The 2,531-nt window shown below is 32.6% G+C and carries 5 protein-coding genes; all 5 read right to left on the bottom strand.

Annotated features, from left to right (window positions below; genetic code table 11):
• Positions 1 to 626 precede the first annotated feature (626 nt).
• The 5 genes from AC07SW_RS13300 to AC07SW_RS13280 are packed head-to-tail and all read right to left on the bottom strand — an operon-like array spanning position 627 to position 2,370.
• The gene (locus AC07SW_RS13300) at positions 627 to 812 is read right to left on the bottom strand and encodes a hypothetical protein (RefSeq protein WP_494633158.1); all 186 of its coding nucleotides are present in this window, start codon (positions 810 to 812) and stop codon (positions 627 to 629) included.
• 6 nt (positions 813 to 818) lie between these two features.
• Positions 819 to 1,196, bottom strand: a complete 378-nt coding sequence (locus tag AC07SW_RS13295; protein ID WP_494633157.1) for a hypothetical protein — start codon at positions 1,194 to 1,196, stop codon at positions 819 to 821.
• Positions 1,197 to 1,218: 22 nt separating this feature from the next.
• Complete coding sequence (locus AC07SW_RS13290; protein ID WP_494633155.1) at positions 1,219 to 1,407, bottom strand: hypothetical protein; 189 nt, start codon at positions 1,405 to 1,407, stop codon at positions 1,219 to 1,221.
• Between the two features lies 1 nt (position 1,408).
• Positions 1,409 to 1,834: a hypothetical protein gene (locus tag AC07SW_RS13285; RefSeq protein ID WP_494633154.1), complete on the bottom strand. Its 426-nt coding sequence runs from the start codon at positions 1,832 to 1,834 to the stop codon at positions 1,409 to 1,411.
• Positions 1,835 to 1,854: 20 nt separating this feature from the next.
• Positions 1,855 to 2,370 (bottom strand): hypothetical protein, encoded by a 516-nt coding sequence (locus AC07SW_RS13280; RefSeq protein WP_494633152.1) that lies wholly within the window; start codon positions 2,368 to 2,370, stop codon positions 1,855 to 1,857.
• Between the last annotated feature and the right edge of the window lie 161 nt (positions 2,371 to 2,531).

Genomic DNA, 2,531 nt, shown 5'->3' with positions numbered 1-2,531 from the left:
GTGATTCATCAAGGCTTACAGAATCTCAAAAATTTATTTTTGTAGAGTCTGTTACTTGTATAGCCTTGTGAATGGCGAGGATTCATGGTATAAGGGCAACGCCCGTCCTTGTCAAACAAAAAATAAATGGCTTTTGAAAAAGCATGAGGACTACGGACGAATGTTACAGCTGAAAACGGCAAAGCCGTTCTTCAGCCTTTACTAAGGAGTTTTAGTTGGCTAGAAAAGGATTGAGGGAACCGAACAGTGAGGTTGGCGACGTCGAAGAAGGTACAAGCAAACAGAACGATCCTTTTTTAGGCAATTAAAACTCAACATGAACAGCTTGCTGGACATGTTTTCCATCTTCGTTAGCTTTTTTTTATTCAAATAAAAAATCTCTTACTATCTTATTTGATAGTAAGAGATTTCCTCTTTCTCACTTATTAAAGCTACAATAACAAACATGGTCTGTATGCAGTACCTGGTGATAAGTTTTATTCTTTGCATGTGAATTCATCGTAGCTTCAAGTTCATCTAATGACTGATAATGTTTCAATCCACTTTCTTTAATTAACTTATTAAGATAGTCCGTGTAACTTAGTATTTCAATAACCACTTAGTTTCCTCCTTTTTACTTTTACCTTTTATATTTCCTCATTTGATTCATTTTTTATTTGTAATTCAATAATTTCTACAAATTCTTTTACTGCCTCCATACATGAAAAATTTGATTTAAACAGTTCTATGATCTCTTTTTCGTTGTCAGTATTTTTGATGAACTGAGTAATATCGTCAGTTGCGAGTCTGTATACGATAGTAGAATCCGTCATTAAATTTCACCACCATTCACTGTAATATATAGTTTTATTTTTGTTTAAATACTCTTTTGCGATCTTTGTTAAGGTCAATGTGTAAATTAAATCTTCATAGTAATAGTGGTCGTATTCAAGGCTTCCAAAGAAAAAACCTGGCGAAGTTGGTAACACACTTTCTGGATTTTTTTTATCAGTTAAAATGTCTATAATATGTTCTTCTAATTCTTCTATCATTTCTTTTGTGACAAGTAAATCCGTAATATTTTCCTGTGCCTCTTCTTCTGAACAATAACAACTAAAAAAATCTCTTATTTGGTTTGCTTTTCTCCATGTTCCTATCAATTCGAAAATTTCTTTTTCTTCTATACTATTCACATGTAAATACATATCTAATCCCATTTTAATTCCTCATTTCTGAATACTATTTTGTTGTAAACTCATTCCATTGCTCTATCAATTTAATTTGTACTCCATCTTTAGTGACTGTACATCTATAATCAATAACTTTATCTCCGTACTCATTTACCACCTCTACCTTGCAACTAGGTGAGTATGAACCTAGTTGCGTAAGGATTGAGATTAAAGTAGTCATAACTTGTCCATTTTCCATGTCAGTCCTCTTCTTTCTCTAAGATAAAGGTAGCTCCATTTGTTTCCACTTCTTTAAAATAGGTGAGCAAATCTTCTCGAGAAGCTTTTTTCTTATCTTCTGTAAACAGTGACCACGTCATTTCCAATGCTTGGTATTGAGAAGGCGTTATTTTAGAAGGATTTACGCCTAAATCAATACATAAAACTGATTGGAAATAACGTTTCTCGCTCTCTTTTTTCAGCTGTTGCATGGTGCGGTAGTAGATATCAATAAAATTGATTTCTACACTCCCCTCAATCATTTCTTCAATACCTTTAGTTAAGTGCTTTTTGTAGTGACTCTTAGGAACTTTAGTTTCATCGTATAGATAAGTCATATCCTCGATACTTTGAGCCATTTTATCTACTGTTTGTTTTGAAAATTCATCGTAAAATTGTTTTGACATGATTTTTTTCCTCCTTATTTTTAAAAATAATTACTTAAAGATTTAAATTCTGTCATATCTGAATTATGATTCATAATACTTACTAACCACTCTCCACTTCTCAACTGCACGTACAAATAGCCATTATTGTCCGAACCACGAAACGGTATAAAAACTTCATTTCCATCAATTTTTTTTAGCCATCCATCTACTTTATCTCCATCTGTTAAAGTCATGTATTCAAACAACCTGATTTCTTCTAATGATTTAGCCACATACAGTTCATATTCATCTCTAACATACAGACTGAATTTTTGCCAATCATGAAACATTAAGTTACGATGTCTCGTATTGCCATACTCATAAAACACTTTAGGTTTAACACCTAGACAGGACAAACCTCTCCTTTCATCAATCACTTTCTGAATGTCTTTTGGATCCTGGTAAAAAGAATTTAAAATACGTCCAACACCTTCAATGTAGCCATCATGGTGACAATATATTCCTTGAAAGGTTCCATCTTCTTGTTCTTTAAAAATTGCTGTTCGTGTACTCATACTTATCACGATCCTTTTCGTTTTTTTAACTCACTAAACAGTAGAAAATTCCCTTTAGTGGTCTTATGATTTTTTTTCATAAGTCTTTTAGTTATTTTTTGTTTGATTGACCAGGTATTACCATGAAGAAACGTGATTCATCAAGGCTTACAGAATCTCAA

Source organism: Carnobacterium sp. GW821-FHT04C06 (genome assembly GCF_059420345.1).
Note: the sequence above shows the minus strand (reverse complement) of the source record. Positions and strands in the feature narration are given on the sequence as shown.